16 protein-coding genes are annotated in these 19,626 nt (G+C 70.6%); 4 read left to right on the plus strand and 12 right to left on the minus strand.

Translation table 11 applies throughout. The annotated features are described in order from the left end of the window. Positions 1–482: 482 nt before the first annotated feature. Positions 483–1,490 (minus strand): stage II sporulation protein M, encoded by a 1,008-nt coding sequence (locus G3I56_RS16255; protein ID WP_164409699.1) that lies wholly within the window; start codon positions 1,488–1,490, stop codon positions 483–485. A gap of 130 nt (positions 1,491–1,620) precedes the next feature. Here G3I56_RS16255 and G3I56_RS16260 point away from each other — a divergent pair, with 130 nt between their 5' ends. Beyond that, on the plus strand, positions 1,621–2,571 hold the full coding sequence (locus G3I56_RS16260; protein ID WP_164409700.1) for an RDD family protein: 951 nt from the start codon (positions 1,621–1,623) through the stop codon (positions 2,569–2,571). Here the strand turns inward: G3I56_RS16260 and G3I56_RS16265 are convergent. The 8 genes from G3I56_RS16265 to G3I56_RS16305 all read right to left on the minus strand — a co-directional run bounded on the left by G3I56_RS16265 (position 2,568) and on the right by G3I56_RS16305 (position 10,912). Further along, on the minus strand, positions 2,568–3,185 hold the full coding sequence (locus G3I56_RS16265) for a hypothetical protein (protein WP_164409701.1): 618 nt from the start codon (positions 3,183–3,185) through the stop codon (positions 2,568–2,570). The genes G3I56_RS16260 and G3I56_RS16265 overlap by 4 nt on opposite strands. 168 nt (positions 3,186–3,353) lie before the next feature. After that, on the minus strand, positions 3,354–4,811 hold the full coding sequence (gene ahcY / locus G3I56_RS16270) for an adenosylhomocysteinase (protein WP_164409702.1): 1,458 nt from the start codon (positions 4,809–4,811) through the stop codon (positions 3,354–3,356). Between the two features lie 270 nt (positions 4,812–5,081). Next, on the minus strand, positions 5,082–6,059 hold the full coding sequence (locus tag G3I56_RS16280; protein WP_164409703.1) for a cation diffusion facilitator family transporter: 978 nt from the start codon (positions 6,057–6,059) through the stop codon (positions 5,082–5,084). A gap of 179 nt (positions 6,060–6,238) precedes the next feature. Next, positions 6,239–7,390 (minus strand): mannose-6-phosphate isomerase, class I, encoded by a 1,152-nt coding sequence (gene manA / locus G3I56_RS16285; RefSeq protein WP_164409704.1) that lies wholly within the window; start codon positions 7,388–7,390, stop codon positions 6,239–6,241. A gap of 95 nt (positions 7,391–7,485) precedes the next feature. After that, positions 7,486–8,625: an SIS domain-containing protein gene (locus G3I56_RS16290; RefSeq protein ID WP_164409705.1), complete on the minus strand. Its 1,140-nt coding sequence runs from the start codon at positions 8,623–8,625 to the stop codon at positions 7,486–7,488. Between the two features lie 30 nt (positions 8,626–8,655). Further along, positions 8,656–8,826, minus strand: a complete 171-nt coding sequence (locus G3I56_RS16295) for a Trm112 family protein (protein ID WP_133928598.1) — start codon at positions 8,824–8,826, stop codon at positions 8,656–8,658. Positions 8,827–8,993: 167 nt separating this feature from the next. Beyond that, positions 8,994–10,361 carry a phosphomannomutase/phosphoglucomutase gene (locus tag G3I56_RS16300; protein ID WP_164409706.1) on the minus strand — a complete coding sequence of 456 codons (1,368 nt, stop codon included), beginning with the start codon at positions 10,359–10,361 and terminating at the stop codon, positions 8,994–8,996. 131 nt (positions 10,362–10,492) lie between these two features. Beyond that, on the minus strand, positions 10,493–10,912 hold the full coding sequence (locus G3I56_RS16305; RefSeq protein ID WP_164409707.1) for a DUF3499 domain-containing protein: 420 nt from the start codon (positions 10,910–10,912) through the stop codon (positions 10,493–10,495). A gap of 315 nt (positions 10,913–11,227) precedes the next feature. On the opposite strand from G3I56_RS16305, the gene G3I56_RS16310 reads away from it, so the two are divergent. Then, positions 11,228–11,677, plus strand: coding sequence for a metallopeptidase family protein (locus tag G3I56_RS16310; protein WP_164409893.1), 450 nt, complete (start codon positions 11,228–11,230; stop codon positions 11,675–11,677). A gap of 60 nt (positions 11,678–11,737) precedes the next feature. Here the strand turns inward: G3I56_RS16310 and G3I56_RS16315 are convergent, their stop codons facing one another. From G3I56_RS16315 to G3I56_RS16325, 3 genes are all read right to left on the minus strand, one after another. Further along, positions 11,738–13,231, minus strand: a complete 1,494-nt coding sequence (locus G3I56_RS16315) for a DUF5719 family protein (RefSeq protein WP_164409708.1) — start codon at positions 13,229–13,231, stop codon at positions 11,738–11,740. After that, complete coding sequence (locus tag G3I56_RS16320) at positions 13,228–16,905, minus strand: glycosyltransferase family 2 protein (RefSeq protein WP_164409709.1); 3,678 nt, start codon at positions 16,903–16,905, stop codon at positions 13,228–13,230. Before G3I56_RS16320 ends, G3I56_RS16315 begins: the two co-directional genes overlap by 4 nt. 199 nt (positions 16,906–17,104) lie before the next feature. After that, positions 17,105–17,368 carry a WhiB family transcriptional regulator gene (locus G3I56_RS16325; RefSeq protein ID WP_010034659.1) on the minus strand — a complete coding sequence of 88 codons (264 nt, stop codon included), beginning with the start codon at positions 17,366–17,368 and terminating at the stop codon, positions 17,105–17,107. Positions 17,369–18,041: 673 nt separating this feature from the next. Here G3I56_RS16325 and G3I56_RS16330 point away from each other — a divergent pair. Both G3I56_RS16330 and cofD read left to right on the plus strand, forming a co-directional pair. Then, positions 18,042–18,545 (plus strand): cysteine dioxygenase family protein, encoded by a 504-nt coding sequence (locus tag G3I56_RS16330; protein WP_164409710.1) that lies wholly within the window; start codon positions 18,042–18,044, stop codon positions 18,543–18,545. Between the two features lie 111 nt (positions 18,546–18,656). Beyond that, positions 18,657–19,616, plus strand: coding sequence for a 2-phospho-L-lactate transferase (gene cofD, locus G3I56_RS16335; RefSeq protein ID WP_164409711.1), 960 nt, complete (start codon positions 18,657–18,659; stop codon positions 19,614–19,616). Positions 19,617–19,626: the final 10 nt, after the last annotated feature.

Raw genomic sequence — 19,626 nt, forward strand, 5'->3', positions numbered from 1 at the left:
GTTTACTACTTCAAAGGAACCTCAACCCACAGACAAAGCCTGTGAGCCGGGGTATCAACAAACTTGGCGTTGATTTTTGGCACGCTGTTGAGTTCTCAAGGAACGGACGCTTCCTTCGTACTCACCCTCTCGGGCTTTCCTCCGGGCAGTTTCCCTTCGGTCTTGCGTTACCGACTCTATCAGACCGTTTCCGTATCCGATTTCCTCGGCGCTTTCCAGGTTTCCGCTTTCGCGTTTCCCTTTCCGGCGACTCCGACTTTATCAGAAGTTTTTGGCCGGACTGACCGGCTGTTCATTCCTGAGATTCATCGGGATGTGGTTCTCAAGAATCTAAGTCCTCGAGCAACCAGTAGATTTTCACCGCCGCCACCGAACCTCTCCGGTTCTAGGCAACTGCTCCAACCTACCTCCCCACTCGCGCCGCGTCAACGGCTCTTGTAGGGCGAAGAGGAGACTAGCAGTCCGGCAGGCGTGTCCGCACATCAGGCAGCCGTGGGGACCGCGGCGCTGCGCTCGACCGCCTCGAGGTCGCCCGTCTCGCCGGCGCGGACCGCGCGACCGCCTAGGACATAGACGTACGCGAGGAAGGCCAGTTCGGCGACGACCCCGATCGTGATGCGTGCCCAGGTGGGCAGGCCCGACGGGGTGACGAAGCCTTCTATGGCGCCCGAGACGAAGAGGACCAGGGCCAGGCCGATCGCCATTCCCAGAGCTGCCCGTCCTTCCTCGGCCAGTGCCGTGCGACGGGAACGCGGGCCCGGGTCGATGACGGTCCAGCCGAGGCGCAGTCCCGTACCCGCGGCCACGAAGACCGCGGTCAGTTCCAGGAGTCCGTGCGGCAGGATCAGGCCGAGGAAGGTGTCGAGTCGGCCCGCCGAGGACATCAGGCCGAGGCCGACGCCCACGTTGAGCATGTTCTGGAAGAGGATCCAGATGACCGGGAAGCAGAGGAAGACTCCCAGGACCAGGCACATCGCGGCTGCCTGGGCGTTGTTCGTCCACACCTGAGCGGCGAAGGAAGCCGCGGGGTGGCTGGAGTAGTACGTCTCGTACTCGCCACCGGGGCGGGTGAGGGCCCGCAGTTCGTCGGGGGCCGCTATGGAGGACTGCACTTCGGGGTGCGTGCCTATCCACCATCCCAGGAGAACGGCCACCGCCGTGGAGATGAGCGCGGTGGGGACCCACCAGTGGCGCGCTCGGTAGACCGCTGCGGGGAAACCGTGTGTGAGGAAGCGCGTGACATCGCGCCAGGAGGCGCGGCGGGTTCCTGCCACAGCGCTACGCGCGCGTGCCACGAGTTGGCTGAGCCGACCGGTCAGCTGGGGGTCCGGGGCGCTCGACTGGATCAGCGAGAGGTGGGTGGCGGTCCGTTGGTAGAGGGCCACGAGTTCGTCCACCTCGGCGCCGGTGAGGCGGCGCCGGCGGCGCAGCAGTGCGTCCAGACGGTCCCACTCGGCGCGGTGGGCGGAGACGAAGACGTCGAGGTCCATCGTTTTGCCTGCTCCTCGGCTGTTCGTCGACTGCACGTCATGGATGTCGGCTTGTCGTACTGCGGCGCGATGCCCCTTCAGCTTGGCAGACTGGTGGTTCCGGTGGCAGGTCAGGGGAAGGACGGCAGGCGTGAGTGAGCTGGTTACGGGCGAGGCGGTGGCGCTGGAGCTGCGCCCCGCGAAACTGCCCAGCAGGGCACTTGCCGTGTTGCTCGACCTTGTTGTGGTCGGGCTGGTCTACACCGTCGTCACCATTGTTCTTGTCGTATCGACGGCCTCGCTCGACGAGGCGGCACAGGTCGCTCTCTCCATCGCGGCGTTCATTCTGGTTCTGGTGGGTGCGCCGATCGCGGTCGAGACACTCAGCCACGGTCGTTCGCTCGGCAAGATGGCGTGCGGTCTGCGGGTGGTGCGGGACGACGGCGGGCCGATCCGGTTTCGGCATGCGCTGGTAAGGGGTGCTGTCGGTGTGGTGGAGATTCTGATGACGTTGGGGGTGGTGGCCTGTATCGCCTCGCTCGTCTCGGCGCGGGGACGGCGGCTCGGTGACGTCGTCGCGGGCACGCTCGTCGTACGGGAGCGAGTGCCCGTCGGTCGGACCACGTTCGTTCCTCCGCCGCCGCCCTGGTTGTCCGGACGGTTCGCGGAGCTCGATCTGTCGGGCGTGCCCGACGGGTTGTGGCTGGCCGTACGTCAGTATCTGACGCGCATGGGACAGCTGGATCCGCAGGTGGGCTGGGCCATGGCCGAGCGGCTCGCAGCCGACGTGGCGGCGCGTACCGGGACTCCGGCGCCGCGGAATGTTCCTCCGGCCGCCTATCTGGCGGCGGTGGTACAGGAGCGGCAGGTGCGGGAGGCTCGGCGGGCGTTCGGGCAGAGGGCTGCGATCAGTGGACACGGAGTGCCTGGTTCATTCGGGGCTCCAGCTCCGCAACCGCCTGCTGCCGTCATGTATCCGCCCCCGGGGGGTCCCTATCCTGCGGTCGTCGAAGCCGCCGTGCCTGTCCCGGCTGTCGAAGCCGCGCCGCCGGGTCAGGCCGGTGATCGCCGCTCCTCCGGTGGGTTCGCACCGCCCGCCTAGTCGGCGAACGTGGACGGCGGGGACTCGAGGTGTTCCAGCTCGATGCCCGGTGCGGCGAGGACCACGTCGCCGGCGATGTGCACGGCATGCTGTTCGCCCGTGTCCAGGGCTGTGACCTGGTATTCGTCCACAGTCAGGGGGGCGTTGTCAGTGGCGTGTGCTTCTCTCTTCACCAAGGCCCAGGACTGGTCCACGGTGCGGGGGGCGAGGACCGGGTCGGTGAGGGCGACCAGGCGTACGCGGGTTGCGGCGGCGGAGGGGGTGAGGCGCAGGAGGCGGGCGGTGGCGACCAGGAACGCGGGGGACGTGCCGGTGAAGGCGTGGGCTCGGACGTTGCCTTCGGTGGCGTGAGTGCCGGTGGGGTCGGTGCGCACCCAGGTGACGCCGTCGAGCGCGGCACCGCGGACCTGCCAGCTCGCCGCGTGGAGTTCGAGGCGGATCGGACGGCCCAGGTCGTCGAGGGTGAGGTCGACGGATCCGCTGTGGTCGCCCGAGGGGATGGTCAGTTGGGAGACGTAGCGCCAGCCGGAGGGGCCGGGGGCGCAGTGGAAGTGTTCTTCTGCGAGAGGGGTGTGATCGTGCGGATCGTGGAGCGAATAACGGCCGCGGGGCATGGGTGTCCTGGATTTTTCGGACTGTCACTGGCGCTTGAGTTTTCGAGCCTCTGAGCCTCGGTAAAGGGGCAGGCCCCCGGCACGGGGGTGCGGGGGCCTGCCTCGGAGGACCTGCTCGTGGTGAGCGCGTCAGTGCGCGGACGTGCTCACCACTGGCTGGGTGCCGGCTCAGTAGCGGTAGTGGTCCGGCTTGTACGGGCCCTCGACCTCTACGCCGATGTACGAGGCCTGCTCGGGGCGCAGCGTGGTCAGCCGCACGCCGAGGGCGTCGAGGTGGAGGCGGGCGACCTTCTCGTCGAGGTGCTTGGGCAGCACGTAGACGTCGGTCGGGTACTCCTCGGGCTTGGTGAACAGCTCGATCTGGGCCAGGGTCTGGTCCGCGAAGGAGTTGGACATCACGAAGGAGGGGTGACCGGTGGCGTTGCCCAGGTTCAGCAGACGGCCCTCCGACAGCACGATGAGAACCTTGCCGTCGGGGAACTTCCAGGTGTGGACCTGCGGCTTGACCTCGTCCTTGACGATGCCCGGGATCTTCGCGAGGCCGGCCATGTCGATCTCGTTGTCGAAGTGGCCGATGTTGCCGACGATCGCCTGGTGCTTCATCTTGGCCATGTCGCTGGCCATGATGATGTCCTTGTTGCCGGTCGTGGTGATGAAGATGTCGGCCTTGTCGACGACGTCGTCGAGGGTCGCCACCTGGTAGCCGTCCATCGCCGCCTGGAGCGCGCAGATCGGGTCGATCTCGGTGATGATCACGCGGGCGCCCTGACCGCGCAGGGACTCCGCACAGCCCTTGCCCACGTCGCCGTAGCCGAAGACGACCGCGGTCTTGCCGCCGATGAGGACGTCGGTGGCGCGGTTGATGCCGTCGATCAGGGAGTGGCGGCAGCCGTACTTGTTGTCGAACTTCGACTTGGTGACGGCGTCGTTGACGTTGATCGCCGGGAACAGGAGGGTGCCGTCGCGCTGCATCTCGTACAGGCGGTGGACGCCGGTGGTGGTCTCCTCGGTCACGCCGCGGATCTCCGAGGCGACCTGGGTCCACTTCTGCGAGCCGTCGGTGATGGTCCGGCCGAGGAGCTCGAGGACGACTCGGTGCTCGTCGGACTCGGCGGTGTCGGGCGAGGGGACCTTGCCGTCCTTCTCGTACTCGACGCCCTTGTGGACGAGCATCGTGGCGTCGCCGCCGTCGTCCAGGATCATGTTCGGGCCGCCGGTGGGGGTGTTCGGCCAAGTCAGAGCCTGCTCCGTGCACCACCAGTACTCTTCCAGCGTCTCGCCCTTCCAGGCGAAGACCGGGATGCCCTGCGGGTTCTCGGGCGTACCGTTCGGGCCCACCGCGATGGCGGCGGCCGCGTGGTCCTGGGTGGAGAAGATGTTGCAGGACACCCAGCGGACCTCGGCGCCCAGGGCGACCAGGGTCTCGATCAGCACGGCGGTCTGCACGGTCATGTGCAGCGAGCCCATGATCCGGGCACCGGCCAGCGGCTGGGTGGCGGCGAACTCCCTGCGGATGGACATCAGGCCGGGCATCTCGTGCTCGGCGAGGGTGATCTCCTTGCGGCCGAACTCGGCCAGGGAGAGATCAGCGACCTTGAAGTCCTGTCGGGCGTCGACAGTCGTCATTACGGGCTGCTCCTCAAGATTGGGGCGAGGTGGGTACGGCTGGTCTGCGCGGCGGCGGACACAGGGGTGCCCGAAGAGGGCACGGCTATGCCCCGGTACGCGCAGCACAGTCCGTCGGAGGCCCTCTCTCCCTCGGTCGGTCCGCAGTGGGACCGCCCGACCGCCATCAGCAGCGACGTCTGGCTCCGTCCCAAGCTACACCTGTCGGCCGACCGGCCCCAGTCCGCCTACGGACACATCAGGACAGACCAAGACCGGGTGGAGGGGAACTCAGTGGGCGGCGGGCTGGGCCGGGCCGCCCGGGGTGGCCTCGCGGTCGGGACCCTTGGCGGCGTCCTTCTCGCTGTAGATGTCCGGTTCCAGGTAGATGACGCGGGCGATCGGGACGGCGGCGCGGATACGGGACTCGGCAGCGTTGATCGCGGTGGCCACCTCGGCGGCGGTGTCGTCGTGCTGGACGGCGATCTTGGCGGCGACCAGGAGTTCCTCGGGGCCGAGGTGGAGTGTGCGCATGTGGATGATGCCGGTGACGGTGTCACCGTCGACGATCGCCTTCTCGATCTTCACGACCGCTTCCGTGCCGGCGGCCTCGCCCAGCAGCAGGGACTTGGTCTCCACGGCCAGCACCAGGGCGATCAGGATGAGCAGGATGCCGATGCAGAGGGTGCCGATGCCGTCCCAGACGCCGTCGCCGGTGGCGAGGGCGAGGCCGACGCCGCCGAGGGCCAGGACCAGGCCGACGAGCGCGCCGAGGTCCTCAAGGAGGACGACGGGCAGTTCGGGGGCCTTGGCGTGGCGGACGAAGTCCTTCCAGGACTCGTTGCCACGCAGCGGGTTGGACTCCTTGATGGCCGTACGGAAGGAGAAGCCCTCGGCGATGATCGCGAAGACGAGGACGCCCACCGGCCAGTACCAGTGCTCGATCTCGTGCGGGTGCTTGATCTTCTCGAAGCCCTCGTAGATCGCGAACATGCCGCCGACCGAGAAGAGCACGATGGAGACGAGGAAGGCGTAGATGTACCGCTCGCGGCCGTAGCCGAAGGGGTGTTGCGGGGTCGCCTCGCGCTGGGCCTTCTTGCCGCCGAGGAGGAGCAGTCCCTGGTTGCCGGAGTCGGCGAGCGAGTGCACGGACTCGGCGAGCATCGACGACGAACCGCTGAAGAGAAACGCCACGAACTTCGCTGCCGCGATCGCGAGGTTGGCGCCGAGTGCCGCCACGATCGCCCTGGTGCCGCCTGACGCGCTCATGTGTTCGCGTTGTCCCTTCGTACGTTCGCTGTCCCGGGCTTTGCCCGCCCTTTGCCGGTGGGCCATTGTTGCAGCCCCCTCCGACAACGACCCGCCAGGCTGTCACGCGGACCCTGGCAACCAGTGCCCGGGATGCGCCCGGACAGTCTCCGGCAGTCCCCGAGTGCTGCTCAGTGGAGTCAGACGACGACCGTCGCCCGGAACACCGTGCCGGAGCCGGACACCTCGGCTTTTTCGTTGGCGGGTACGAAGACCGACTGACCGGGGGCGAGTTCGATGTCTCCGGTACGGACCGCGCCAGCCGTGCAGAGCAGGATCTGCGGGGTCGGGAGGGTGAGGTCGCGGGCGGGGGCGCTCTCCGGGAGGACGTACCGCGAGAGGCGGAACTCGTCGATGGGGGTCTCGTAGACCTCCTCGCCGTCTGCGGCGGCCTCCGGACGCAGTACGCCGGGGCCACTCGCCTCGAAGCGGACGACGCGCAGGAGTTCGGGGACGTCGACGTGCTTGGGGGTCAGGCCGCAGCGCAGGACGTTGTCCGAGGTGGCCATGATCTCGACGCCGAGGCCGTTGAGGTAGGCGTGCGGGATGCCGGCGCCGAGGAACAGGGCCTCACCGGGCTGGAGTCGGACGCGGTTGAGGAGCATGGCCGCAATGACGCCGGGGTCGCCGGGGTAGTGCTGGGCGATGTCCGCGTAGGGGGCGTAGTCGCCGCCGAGGCGGGCGCAGGCGGTCGCAGCCTCGGTGACCGTGCGGGCCATGTCCTCGCGGTCCGCGCTGAGTACGGCCGTCAGGACCTCGCGCAGCGCCGCCTCCTCGGGGTGGGCGCGCAGCAGGTCGACGTACGGCTTGAGGGAGTCGACCTCCAGGCCCGCGAGGAGGTCGGCGGTCTGTGACGGGTCGCGGAAGCCGCACAGGCCGTCGAACTCTGTGAGGGCGCAGATCATTTCGGGCTTGTGGTTGGCGTCCTTGTAGTTGCGGTGCCCGGCGTCCATCGGGATCCCGCGGTTCTCCTCGTCCGCGTAACCCTCCTTCGCCTGGGCGAGGTTGGGGTGGACCTGGAGGGAGAGGGGGGCGCCGGCCGCGAGGATCTTGAGGAGGAAGGGCAGACGGGGGCCGAATTTGGCGACGGCCCCCGCGCCGAGTTCGCCCTGCGGGTCTGCGTCGATGACCTCGACGAGCGTGCCGCGTCCGGTGCGCGAGGGGGCGCCGGGGTGGGCGCCCATCCACATCTCCGCCTGCGGTTCACCGGTCGGCTCGGTGCCGAGGAGCGCCGCGATGGCGGTGGTGGAACCCCAGGCGTAGGGGCGGATGGTGTTGTCGAGGCGGTCCATACCGGTCTTTCTGCGCAGGTAGAAGGAGAGGGCGAGATGAGGCGAGTGAGGCGGTGGAGGGGTTGTCTGCCTTACGCGGTTCTTTGCACGTCTGGTCAGCTTCCGGCGGTCAGTGCCATGTACACCGCGGCGAAGTCCGTGGTGGCGATCAGTTCCGCCAGGGTCTCCAGTTCGGCGCCGTCCTCCGGTTCGAGTTCGCTGATCGCCGTGTCGTGGCCGAGGGCGAGTTCGCGGGCCGTGGGGGCGGCGCTGAGACCGCCGGTCGGGCGGTCTCGGAGCAGGACCACGCGCGCGTGCAGGGCGGGTGCCTCGCTCACCCGGTCGCGGAAGAAGTCGTCGGGGTCGGCGCCCGCGGCGAGCCGACTGGCGAGCAGGGAGCCGTGCGCGGCGAGCGCCTCGGGAAGTTCGGCGGCGAGCGCGGGGCGGCCGGCGAGTTCGGCGAGGGCGGCGGTGAACCGGCGGCCCACGGGCCCGGCCGACGTGCCCTCCGTCCAGATCACCGGGAGCATGTCCGTGAGTTCGACGGCGAGGGTCTTGGCCGGATTGCTGTACGTCGCGACGGCCGGGCCGCATCGTTCGGCGATGTGGTCGAGGCGGTCGGCGACCTTCTCCAGCGCGTCCGGCGGGGCGGTGAGCAGGCCGGTGCGGTCGAGGAGGACGAGCAGCGGGGTGAGCAGCGCCCACAGGACCCCGGGGGCGGACGCGGGGAACTGCTGGTCGGCCTCCCCCGGCTCGTTCGGGGCCGTCGCCATGCGTACGAACAGGCCATGGGCCGCGCCCTGAACCGTCTCGGTGAGCGGGGTGTCGGCCGGGGCGACGGCGACGACCGTGCAGCCACGGCGGTAGGCCTGCTCGGCGAGCAGGGACAGGCCCGGTTCGGTGCCGTCGGGGGTGGCGATCAGAAGGAGGTCCACGGAACCCGCCCAGCCCGGCAGCTCCCAGCGCAGGGCACCCGCCGCGGGGGCGACGCCCGTGGGGGCCAGGCGGATGACGGGGCTGGTCGCGCCGGCGAGGGTGCCGAGGAGGTCGGCGACGCAGGCCGCGGCGACGCCGGGGCCCGCGATCAGGACGGCGCGGGGGCGGCCGTCCGGTTGCAGGTCGTTGATGCCCGCCTCCGCCGCGTGCCGGGCGGCGGTGCGGACGCGGGCGCCTGCTTCCGCCGCGCCGCGCAGGAGGCCGCGGCGGTCTGCGTCCGCCAACGCCTCAGGGGCGTCGAGCAGCGATTCGTCGAGCATGGGGTGGCACCTCCGATCGCCGGGACGGGCTTACGCGGGGCGGCGGGCCTCGTCGACGAGCAGTACGGGGATTCCGTCCCGGACGGGGTACGCCAGGCCGCAGTCCTGACCGGTGCAGATCAACTCGGTCTCCTGCTCCTTGAGGGGAGCGTGACAGGCCGGGCAGGCGAGGATCTCCAGGAGGCCGGCTTCGAGCGGCATGTGGTGTCCCTTCGGGGGTGCGCGGATGTGGCCTGGTCAGGGTACCGCCGTGGGGGGCGGGGTGTCGGCGTGGAGGGAGTGGAGAGGGCGGGGGTTGGGCCGGGAGGGCCCGCGGTGGAGCCGCTGAACGGATGCGGCGCCCCCCGGACGGGCATGGCGAGTGCCGGTCAGCCTCGGATGAGGCTCAGTACCTCGTCCCGGACCTTCGCCATCGTTGCCTCGTCGCGTGCCTCCGTGTTCAGGCGCAGCAGGGGTTCCGTGTTGGACGGGCGGACGTTGAACCACCAGTCCGCCGCGGTGACCGTCAGGCCGTCCAGTTCGTCCAGTTCGACGCCCTCCTGACCCTCGTACGCCGCCCTGATCGCCGCGAGGCGGCCTGTCTGGTCGGCCACCGTGGAGTTGATCTCGCCGGAGCCGGCGTACCGGTCGTACTGGGCCACGAGGGCCGACAGGGGGCCGTCCTGGCCGCCGAGTGCGGCGAGGACGTGCAGGGCGGCCAGCATGCCCGTGTCCGCGTTCCAGAAGTCCTTGAAGTAGTAGTGCGCGGAGTGCTCGCCGCCGAAGATCGCGCCCGTGCGTGCCATCTCGGCCTTGATGAACGAGTGGCCCACGCGCGTGCGTACCGGTGTGCCGCCCTGTTCGCGGACGACCTCCGGGACCGACCAGGAGGTGATCAGGTTGTGGATGACCGTGCCGGAACCGCCGTTGCGGGCCAGTTCTCGGGAGGCCACCAGGGCCGTGATCACCGACGGCGAGACCGGGTCGCCGTGTTCGTCGACCACGAAACAGCGGTCCGCGTCACCGTCGAAGGCGATGCCGAGGTCGGCGCTCTCCTCGCGGGCACGCTTCTGGAGGTCCACGAGGTTGGCCGGATCGAGCGGGTTGGCCTCGTGGTTCGGGAACGTGCCATCCAGCTCGAAGTACATGGGGACGAGGGTGAGGGGCAGGCCGGCGAAGACCGTCGGGACCGTGTGGCCGCCCATGCCGTTGCCCGCGTCGACGACGACCTTCAGGGGGCGGACGGAGGTCAGGTCGACGAGCGAGCGGAGGTGTGCCGCGTAGTCCTCCAACGTGTCCCGCCGCGTGATCGTGCCCGGTGTCACGGGCTCCGGCTCCGGTGCGCCCGAGTCCAGCCAGGACTCCACGAGTTCACGGATGTCGGCGAGGCCCGTGTCCTGGCCGACGGGTGCGGCGCCCGCCCGGCACATCTTGATGCCGTTGTACTGGGCGGGGTTGTGCGAGGCGGTGAACATGGCGCCGGGCAGGTCGAAGGCGCCCGACGCGTAGTAGAGCTGGTCGGTGGAGCACAGGCCGATCTCGGTCACGTCGACGCCGCGTGCCGCCGCCCCGCGCGCGAAGGCCCGCGACAGGCCGGGCGACGAGGGCCGCATGTCGTGTCCGACCACGATCGCGTCCGCCCCGGTCACCTGGACGAAGGCGGCGCCGAACAGTTCCGCCAGCGGCTCGTCCCACTGGTCCGGGACCACACCACGTACGTCGTACGCCTTCACGAGCTGCGACAGATCTGCAGACACGGCCAACCTTTCCGAAAGTCCCATCGGTCGCCCCAAACTACCCGCCCTCACTGACACTCCCTGTGGCAGGAAGGTGACGACGAGGTTTTGGACACGCGGATGGGGAGGAGGCCGAAAACGGCTCCGGTGGCTCAGTTGTCCGGTGAGCGCAGGACTCTCAGGTGTCCGCGTCGGGCGACCTCGCGCGGGTCCGCCGTGCGGGGTCCGCCGGCCTCGGCCGTCCGCCCCGGCGGGCGGGCCGCTTCGCGGACCGCGTTGGCAAGCGCTTCCAGATCGTCTCCGCTGGGCCGCGCGGGAGCGGAGCTGTCCAGGAGCCGGACGACCTCCCAGCCGCGCGGCGCGGTGAGGCGCTCGGAGTGCTCGGCGCACAGGTCGTAGCAGTGGGGTTCGGCGTAGGTGGCGAGGGGGCCGAGAACCGCGGTCGAGTCGGCGTAGACGTACGTCAGCGTCGCGACGGCGGGACGGCCGCAAGCGGTGCGCGAACAGCGACGTACAGGGCTCACGACGCTGGACGCTACCGCACTCTTGAGCGGGCCGCGACGACTCCCCACCAGGCCACTCTCCCGTGTCGAGGTGTGAAACCGCCCACACGGGTCTTACAGGACACCTCGTTGACCTGGGGCGACAGCGGGTTCCGAGATACCGAACAACGTCGGCCCCGATCGCCACTTGGCATAAATCATGCCAAGTGCCATGAGACAGGGGGTCGTCGACGGTCAAGTGGGCATACGAAATCGAGCCCAACCTTGGCTGAAATGATCATCCCGCGACATGTCGTCGCCGGGCCGGCCGGCCTCGGTCGATACCCGAGGGCGCAGCGTGCCCGGCGCCCGTGCGTCGGTCGCGGGGACTACGCTTCGTCAGTGATGGACAACCCCGTACCGCCCCGCGCCGCAGGCCCCGGGCCCCGCCGCCGTGATCGCCACGGCCGTGGCATGCGCGGCCCCGTGGCACCGCCGCAGGTTCCGCTCTCCGCGAGCCGCGCCGAGGGGTTCGCGGATCTGGTGCAGGACTCCGTGGAGCGGCTGGAGCGGCGGTGGCCTCAGCTCGCGGACTTCGACTTCCTCGTCCTCGAAGTACCGCAGCTCGAAGGGTCGCCCGAGGCCTGGGCCGACGAAACAGTTCCCCTGGGGGGCACGATCGCCGCCCGGGAGGGGCACCCCGCGCGTGTGGTGGTCTATCGCCGCCCAGTCGAGATCCGGACCAAGGGCCGCGACGAACGTGCGGCCCTGGTCCACGAAGTCGTGGTCGAGCAGGTCGCCGAGTTGCTGGGACTCACCCCGGACACCGTGGATCCGCGGTACGGCGAGGAGTGACGCCGACACCCGTTGTCGGCGCCCTTGTCGCCTCCCGGGGCGAACGCTTCCCTCTGTCCGTCACTTCTGGAGGACCGACAGGTCCTGCTCCGCGTCCGGTACCGCCACGGTCCCCCGGTCGTCCGGCAGCGTCTGGATCGTGAAGGCCGGGATGCCGTCCACCGGGGCCGTGAGGGTCCGGGACGCGTAGACGGCTCCCCCGGAGACCCGCTCGACCGTCAGCGCGTACGTGCCCTTCAGGCCGGCCGGGACGGGGAGTTCGACGTCCTGGGTGGTGCCGCCCTTGATCGTGTACGTCTTCGTGGCCGCCGTACCGCCCGCGCTGCCCACGGACGCCGTGACCTTGACCTGGGCGGCACCGCCCGGGGCTGTCAGGGAGAGCGTGGTGCCCTTGGCGGTGTTGTCGACGACCGTCGCGCGCGCGGAGACCGGGCCCGTGGCCGGGATGAACGCGCTCTCCTGCTTGGCGCCCTTGCCGCGTACGACCTCCAGGGCGGCGACGACCGGCACCGATGTGCCGGTCGGGGTGAGCACCAGGGAGCCCGCCTCGCCGCGCGTGAGGTCACCGAGGTCGACGGCGGCCGTCATGCCCGCCTTGATGTGCAGTGTCTCGTTGCCGACCGGGGTGATCAGGCCTGTCGGGGAGGCGAGGCGCACCTTCAGGTCGGCGTCGCTGTCGCCGGGCGCGAAGGCGATCAGGCGCACGGAGGTGGCGTCCTTGGGGATGCCCGGCAGGACCAGGCTGCCTGCCGGTTCGGTGGACGCCGTCAGCCAGTCACCGCCGGTCTTGGCGTCCAGGGCCTGGACGGCGGCGCCGACCCGGCCGCTGCGCACGCTCACGTGCGCGGTGAGGTCGGCCTGCGGTCCGTCGGTGAGCGTGGACAGCAGGATCGGCTCGCTGCCGTGCGACGGGACCGTGATGCCCTCGCCCACCTCGGACTTGAGGCTGCCGTCCTTGCCGTACAGCTCGATGTCGACGACCGCGGCGGAGTCGTCCGGGTTGGTCAGATGCACGTAGTCCGTACGGTCGGCGGCGGTACTGGCGCCCGGGAACCAGAACTCGGTGTCCGGGACGGTGCAGTTGACGCCCAGCAGGCCGCGCCCGGTGCCCGCGGCGACCTCGGTGGTCTCCTGCACGGTCCAGCCCGGCGCGAACTTCCCCTCGGCGGTGCCGACGAGCGCGGGCGCGTCACCGCCCGAGGTGTCCCCGGTGACGGGCTTGCCGGGCTCCTTGGGGGTGACGACGGGCTTGGCGGCCTTCGCCTTGCCCTTCCCCTTCGCGCCGGTGGCCGACTCCGCGGTGGCGGCGGCCAGTTCGGCCCTGCCGTCGCTCCCGGTGCCCTCTGTGACGGGCGTGAAGGACGTGTACGTGGTCTCCGCGAGGTCGGAGGTGCTGGGAGCCGGGCAGAGCAGACTCGTGCGCTCCACGGGCAGCTGGGCGGCTGCCTTGGCCGTGCCCGCGTCGGACGCGTCCGGTGTGCTGATGGAGGCGAAGCCGGTGACGGCGGCGAGCGCGGTCGTGCCGGCGAGCAGGGAGATGGTGGTGCGGTTCACTGCTGGCTCCCGTCGGGGCGCTCACCCTGCGGGTGCGGCTGTTGCGGCTGCTGTGGCTGCGCCGGGTCGTACGCGGGGTCGTAACCCTGGTTGTACGTCTGGTCGTACGACGTCGTCTGCGGTGAACCGCCGTACGCGTACGGGTCGTACTGGCCGCTCTGGTACGGATCCCCCTGGTACGCCGGATCGTAGGTGCCCGGTGGGTACTGCTGGGCGTTCTGGTACTGGTCGGCGCTGTAGCCGTCGTACTGGGTGCCCGCGTAGGCCGCGGTGTTCCATTCGTCGCCGTACGGCTGCTGTTGCGGGATCGCGACCGGGGCCTCCTCCGGAGGAGGAGGGGTGGCGGAGGGGAACTCGGCGTGTTCGTCGGCCTGTTCCGTCTGGTCCGCCTCCGCCTGGGCGCGCAGGCGGCGGGCGCGGCGGCCGTCGCCGGTGGTGGCCTGGGCCGGGATCTCGCGCTCTTCCTCGGGAAGGTCGTCGTCGACGTCCCGACGGCGGCCCGGCAGAGCCATGACGACGAGGACGACGGCGAGCGCGCCCTGTGTCCACAGCCAGGCGGTGTGGCCGACCGGGGTGTCGAAGGTGACGTCCAGCTTCCCTCCGGAGGAGGGCAGCTCGAAGCCCTGGGCCCAGCCGTCGAGGGTGGTGGGGGTGAGGGGCTTGCCGTCCAGCGTGGCCGTCCAGGCCTCGTCGACGGAGTCGGCGAGGCGCAGGACGCGGCTGCCGGAGCCGGCCGGGATCGTGGTGTGGATGTCGACGGGTCCGGCGGGGACGGACTGCGGGGCACCGGAGCCGGACGCCGGGACGATGGCGGCGCGCGAGACCTGCTGGTCGACGCGCCACAGGGCGCCGCCGTCCTGCTGGCTCAGCCTGCTCAGGCCGGGCGTGGCATCGAGGATGCGGCCGACCTGCCGGGGCGCGCCCTTGTGGACGAGGACGTAGCGCACGGCGAAGCCGCCGAGTTCGTCGGCCTGGTCGGCGCCGGAGCCCGCGACGAGGTTGGCGACGACCTTGTCGAGGAGTTCGTTCTCACCGCTCTGGGCGGCGAGTTCGCCGTCGCCGAGGCGGGCGCCGGAACCACGGACGAGGGTGTAGCCGACGCGGGCGGTGGAGTCGCTGGCCAGGACCAGGGTGCGGGCCTGGTCGCGGGTGCCGCTCTCCTCGGCGACGAACGCGGGCACCTGGACGGGGTCGCGCCGTTCCAGGGGGCCGTCGGCGCCGCCGATCATCCAGCCGGCGGCGAGGAGCAGTGGGCCCGCGGCGGCGGCGAACGCGATCAGCGCGGCGACCGGCTGACGCCAGCCGAAGCTCTGCTCGGCCACGCGCGAGCGTGCCCCGTCGGCGCCGAGCGCGGCGGCGGCCAGCAGGGCGAGGCCGTAGACGAGGGTCGCGGGTCCGGCCCACGTCGAACTGTTCGATAGGACCGCGAAGACGAGCGCCAGCAGGGCGACCGCCCAGGCGGTCCAGATGCCGAACTGGCGCTCCGTGCGCAGCAGGGCGGCCAGTGCGGCCAGCACGACGCCGATGAGCATCAGCCCGCTGACCGTGCCGGGGCCGCCCGGGCTGGCGCTGAGGAGGTCGAGGGCTCCGGCGGAACCGGAGCCGTACTCCAGGCCGGCTTCCTGGAAGAAGCCGAACGGGAGCAGGGACAGCGACCAGGGGGCCAGCACCAGCAGGGGCACGCCCAACTGGGCCAGGAAGCGCAGCCCATAGGCGGTGATCTCACCCCGACGCACGACGAGGAGCGCGAGACCGAGCAGCAGGGCGATGGGCCACACGATCGGTGTGAAGGCGGTGGTGATCGTCAGCAGCAGCGTGTACGCCCAGGTGGCGCGCCAACTGCCGCGCGCTCCCGACGCGTGCGTCAGACCGCTTGCCGCGATGCCCGCGCGGGCCATGAGGGGCAGGAGGACGGCGAGTACGGCGGTGCCGATCCGGCCGCCCGCCAGGGCGCCGGTGGTGGCGGGCAGGAAGGCGTAGACGACGGCCGCCCACGCGCGCAGGAGCCGCGATTCGACGAGCGGGCGGGAGGCGAAGTACGCAGTGAAGCCGGCCAGCGGCACCGCGGCGATCAGCAGGACCGTGACCGCGAGGCCCGCCGAGCCGAACAGCGTGGAGGCGAGCATCGCGACGAGGGCCAGATAGGGCGGCGCCGACGAGGTGTCGCCCACACCCACCGGGTGCCAGGCGTCCAGATAGCGCGCCCAGAGTTCGGCGGAGTCGGCCGGCGCGGGCAGCAGCGCGCCACCCACGAGGGCACCGCCGCCGAGCAGTTCACGGCAGGCGACGAGCGAGACGAGCAGAAGTACGAGGAAGAGCACCGGGCCGGGCTTGCGGGCGATGCGCTTGAGGCGGACGAACTGCTCGACCTCCAGGAAGTCGGCGTCGTCACCGCCGGGCCCGGACTCGACAGCGCCGCCGTGCCGGCCCGCGCCGGAGGTGACCTCGGGGTCGGAGCGACCGCCGAAGTCGCCGGCCACCTGTTCGATGGTGGCCCGCACGGTCGCGCCGGGCGGCGGGAACAGGGCTCGCAGCTCGCCCTTGTCGATCTGGGCGACGCCTCGTCGGCGGCGCCCGGCGATGATCCGCTCGGGCCGCAGCAGGGTGCCCAGGAGGCCGCGGATCTCGTCGACGGCCTGTCCGGGGGCCTTGCCGACCAGATACGCCACCGTGCGCACCAGCGTGCCGAGGATCACGCGCAGCAGCACCCAGGGCAGCTGTGCCGTACGGCTGTTGACCAGCAGGGTGTAGACGGCGCCGGCCTTGTCGACCTTGTGCGGGGACGCGGAGGTGCGGCCCACGCAGTCGACGGTGCGACGCTCACGGGAGGACGCCTCGGCATGCCGTACGACCGCCTCGGGGGCGACGAGGACCCGGTGGCCGGCGGCGGTGGCGCGCCAGCACAGGTCGACGTCGTCGCGCATCAGGGGCAGCCGGCGGTCGAAGCCGCCGAGTTCGTCGAAGACGTCGCGCCGTACGAGCATGCCCGCGGTGGACACGGACAGCACCGGGCGCACGTGGTCGTGCTGGCCCTGGTCCTGCTCGCGGCGGTCCAGGCCGGTCCAGCGGCGGCCGGAGTTGGCGATGGTGACGCCGACCTCGAGGAGCTGTCTGCGGTCGTACCAGCCGCGCAGCTTGGGGCCGACGACCGCGATGTCGTCGCCCCGGCCCAACTCGTGCTCGTGCTCCACGACCCGCAGCAGCTGGGCCAGGGCGTCCGGGTCGGGGGCGCAGTCGTCGTGCAGCAGCCACAGCCACTGCACCGGCTCCCCGTGGGGCAGCTCCGGCATGTCGTACGCGTCGTCGCGCCAGCTTCGGGTGACGGGGTCCCAGCCGCTGGGGCGCTTCAGGTACGTCAGCTCGTCCGGCGTGAGGACGGGCGCGGTGCGGTTGGCCTCCTCGACGGCCTGGCCGAAGCCGGTGCGGCGGGCGAGGTGCAGGACGCGGTCGGCGCCGAGGGCTTCGGTGACCAGCTGGGCGGACTCGTCCGCGCTGCCGGTGTCGGCCCCCATGACGTTCTGCACCGGGCGCTCCTGCCCGAGCAGCCCGGCGAGCACCTCGGGCAGCCAGCGGGCGCCGTCGTGGGAGACGAGCACCGCGGTCACCACGTGACGCGGGAACTCGGGCGTGGTGGCAGTGCCGTAGTCGGCTGCGGTGTGGCTGTGCGCGGACATCGAGGTACGGGCCCCGGTTCGGTGGACTGTGGTGGACGCCTGTGCCCTCTGTGAGCGGCGGGGCGTCTCGGACGAACAGCCACACTATCGGCTGGGCAGCACGGCGGCCCGCCGCCTGTGGACAACTCCACCCGCGACGGGCCGTTCGTTGTGCTGCGTTGCCGTGTGCTGCGTTACGTGGAGCCCGGTGCCGTACGCCTCAGACCGCGGCCTTCTTCAGACGGCGGCGCTCCCGCTCGGACAGCCCGCCCCAGATTCCGAAGCGTTCGTCGTTGGCGAGGGCGTACTCAAGGCACTCGGAGCGGACCTCGCACGCGAGGCAGACCTTCTTGGCCTCGCGGGTCGAGCCGCCCTTCTCGGGGAAGAAGGACTCGGGGTCGGTCTGGGCGCACAGCGCGCGCTCCTGCCAGCCGAGTTCCTCGTCCGCGTCGTCGACCAGCAGTTGCTGCACCGTCTCGGTCATGTGCGCCCCTCGTCTGTCTTTCGCGTCCCCGTGAGGTTGTCGTCGACCGGTATCGGCCGAACGACACGAGTGAAATTACAAGTGTGCTGATCCGGGCGAGTCAAGCCGAGATCTGCTATTGGGCCTCTTATTCACTCTGCGGAACCAAGGCTATGCGGAAAGTGTTCAAATCGGCATAAACCTTGACAGGCAGAGGAGGCCCCAGGGGACGACTACCCCCGCACAGAGCCTGCACGGGGGAGGACGCCCAGAAGTTCGATCTCGTTCCGAGGTCCATGCGCCTGGTTGTGCGCCATGTGTCCGCGAAGCCGGGCGAACAAACCTTTCGCCTGGGAGATGAACCGGATGAGGTGAAACATGTCCCACATACCGGGCGTCGAGTTGACAGTGATGGTGTGAACCGATGTCCTTGTGGGCATGCTCGCGAACTTGGCATTCACCTCGACCCGCCCCGCGCGGTCCCTCGGTGCTGCCCGTGTTCGCTGTAGCTGTTGTTGCTGTTCCAGCTGTTGAGCTCAGGCGAGCTCCGGCTGCCCTTGAGTCCACCGTGACTCGGCTGCTGTTTCCCTCGAAGCCCACACCAGGGCGATGCCTTTCCCACCCGTGACCCGGGCGGACGGTACGCGACACCCAGCCAACCCCCACACTTCTCCCGCCGAGGACCTCCGCACTCATGAACAGCGACAGCGACCTCCAGATCGCCGGCGACATCCTCGAAGTGGCGCACCTCCTCCAGGCGCCGCGCGAGCACCCGGCCACCGTCGCCGACTTCGTCGGCCTGGCCCGCACCATCGCCGCGGACCGCTCCCACTGGGCGCACCTCGTCCAGTACGACGCGACCTCGCGCTGGTACCACCGGTTGCGCACCGGCCCCGGCTACGAGGTGTGGCTGCTGTCCTGGGTCCCCGGGCAGGGCAGCGGGCTGCACGACCACGGCGGTTCGTCGGGTGTCCTGACGGTCCTGGACGGGCAGCTGACCGAGCGGACGGAGAGCGGCACGCGCGCGTTGGGGGCGGGGGTGCAGCGGGTGTTCGCTCCGGGGTACGTCCACGAGGTGGTCAACGACAGTCTCGAACCGGCCGTGAGCCTGCACGTCTACTACCCGGGCCTGACGGAGATGCCGATGCACTCGGCGCGCTGCGCGCCGTCGGCTGCCGTTACCGGTGTGACCGGCTGAGACCGACCGAGAGCGGCTCGGAGCAGCCCGGAGGGCTGACAGAGGGTTCCTCGCGACCGGGCCCGGCGACCGGTCGACGCGTTGTCGTACCCGCCTGCAAGACTTGTCGGTATGCGCATTGTGGTTCTGGCAGGCGGCATCGGCGGTGCCCGGTTCCTGCGCGGTCTTCAGCGGGCCGTGCCGGACGCGGACATCACCGTCATCGGCAACACCGGGGACGACATTCACCTGTTCGGGCTGAAGGTCTGCCCCGATCTCGACACGGTGATGTACACCCTCGGCGGCGGTATCAACGAGGAGCAGGGCTGGGGGCGGACCGACGAGACCTTCCATCTGAAGGAGGAGCTCGCGGCGTACGGCGTCGGGCCGGAGTGGTTCGGTCTCGGCGACCGGGACTTCGCCACGCACATCGTGCGCACGCAGATGCTCGGCGCGGGCTATCCGCTGAGCGCCGTCACCGAGGCGCTGTGCGACCGGTGGAAGCCCGGGGTGCGGCTCATCCCGATGTCCGACGACCGTGTGGAGACGCATGTCGCCGTCGAGGTGGACGGCGAGCGCAAGGCCGTCCACTTCCAGGAGTACTGGGTGCGGCTGCGGGCCTCCGTACCGGCCGAGGCCATCGTGCCGGTCGGCGCTGAACAGGCGAAGCCGGCACCGGGGGTCCTGGAGGCGATCGCCGACGCCGACGTGATCCTCTTCCCGCCCTCCAACCCGGTGGTGTCCATCGGCACGATCCTGGCCGTGCCCGGGATCCGCGAGGCGATCGCCGAGGCCGGGGTGCCCGTGGTGGGCCTCTCCCCCATCGTCGGGGACGCGCCCGTGCGCGGGATGGCCGACAAGGTGCTCGCGGCGGTCGGCGTGGAGGCCACGGCGGCGGCGGTCGCCGAGCACTACGGTTCGGGGCTGCTGGACGGCTGGCTCGTCGACACGGTCGACGCGGGCACGGTGGAGCGGGTGGAGACGGCGGGCATCCGCTGCCGTGCTGTGCCGCTGATGATGACGGACGTGGAGGCGTCGGCGCAGATGGCGCGCGAGGCGCTCGCGCTGGCGGAGGAGGTGCGGGGCGCTTGAGCGGCGAGCT

The sequence above is a fragment of the Streptomyces sp. SID12488 genome, from assembly GCF_010548275.1.
GTDB lineage: Bacteria > Actinomycetota > Actinomycetes > Streptomycetales > Streptomycetaceae > Streptomyces.